This window comes from Microcystis sp. LEGE 08355, from assembly GCF_015207185.1.
GTDB lineage: Bacteria > Cyanobacteriota > Cyanobacteriia > Cyanobacteriales > Microcystaceae > Microcystis > Microcystis panniformis.
Genome location: NZ_JADEXI010000872.1, coordinates 1 through 1,366, shown reverse-complemented (window position 1 = coordinate 1,366; position 1,366 = coordinate 1). Strand labels below are relative to the sequence as shown.

Below are 1,366 nucleotides of genomic sequence, written 5' to 3'. Positions count from 1 at the left end.
AGCAATCACACGCGAAATCGGTGATCGGGGGGGTGAAGCGACTTCCTACAATAATTTAGGCACTGTTTACTATTCCCTAGGAGAATACCAAAAAGCGATCGAGTTTCATCAACAGTCCTTAGCAATCGAACGGGAAATCGGTGATCGGGGGGGTGAAGCGTATTCCTACATGGGTTTAGGCAATGTTTACCAATCCCTAGGAGAATACCAAAAAGCGATCGAGTTTCATCAACAGTCCTTAGCAATCACACGCGAAATCGGTGATCGGAAAGGTGAAGCGAATTCCTACAATAATTTAGGCAATGTTTACGATTCCCTAGGAGAATACGAAAAAGCGATCGAGTTTTATCAACAGTCCTTAGCAATCACACGCGAAATCGGTGATCGGGGGGTTGAAGCGAATTCCTACGATAATTTAGGCAATGTTTACTATTCCCTAGGAGAATACCAAAAAGCGATCGAGTTTTATCAACAGTCCTTAGCAATCCTTCGGGAAATCGGTGATCGGGGGGGTGAAGCGGCATCCTACAATAATTTAGGCAATATTTGCCAATCCCTAGGAGAATACCAAAAAGCGATCGAGTTTCATCAACAATCCTTAGCAATCACACGCGAAATCGGTGATCGGGGGGGTGAAGCGAATGCTTGGTTTAATCTGGGACTTACCTACTATAAACTCAAACGTATATCGGAAGCGAAAGAAGCAATTCTTCAAGCGCGGGAATTATATCAAGCATTGGGGTTAGCAGCGGATGTTCAAAAGTGCGATGATAAAATTCGGCAATTAGAAACCCAAAAATATCCCTTAATCGTTGCTTTCTTTCTGGGGGTGATTAAGTTTCCTTTAGTTTTAATTGGGGGGATAATAGTGGCATTGTGGCGATTGTTAAAAAGATGGTTGAGGAAAGCATAATTATCGGTAGGATGGGTTAAATATCCCTGATTTTTAACCTGAGTTTCACATCTGCTAATTTCCCCTCATAACTACCCTAAAGTGAGAAATTATAGTAATATTTCTAAGGATTACCAGAAAAGAAAGAGCGCCACGCTGCCGTGCCGATCGCTCCTCCTAAAAGAATAATTAACGTCCAAACTTGATTTTTTTGGGTTCCTTCCACCTTTTCTAGTCTTCTATCCATCCCATCGACTTTCTCAGTTAGTTTTGCTTGTCCTACCTCTAGCTTAGTGAGCCGTTCATCGATTTTATCAAATTTCTGGTTAAAATCCTTCTGTAGGCTATCAAATTTCTGGTTAAAATCCTTCTGTAGGCTATCAAATTTCTGGTTAACATCCTGTTGCAAGATATCGATTTTTTGGTTAACTTCCTTGATGCTGTCTTTAATTTCCTTGAGGACGGATTCAAGAC

General features: G+C 41.4%; 2 protein-coding genes. One reads left to right on the top strand and one right to left on the bottom strand.

The genetic code is table 11. The annotated features are described in order from the left end of the window. A partial coding sequence (locus tag IQ242_RS24835; protein WP_193961790.1) for a tetratricopeptide repeat protein occupies window positions 1-913 on the top strand: 913 nt, incomplete at its 5' end. A gap of 103 nt (window positions 914-1,016) precedes the next feature. Here the strand turns inward: IQ242_RS24835 and IQ242_RS24830 are convergent. Continuing rightward, on the bottom strand, window positions 1,017-1,366 hold a 350-nt coding region (locus tag IQ242_RS24830; RefSeq protein WP_228021209.1), incomplete at its 5' end, for a DUF4164 family protein.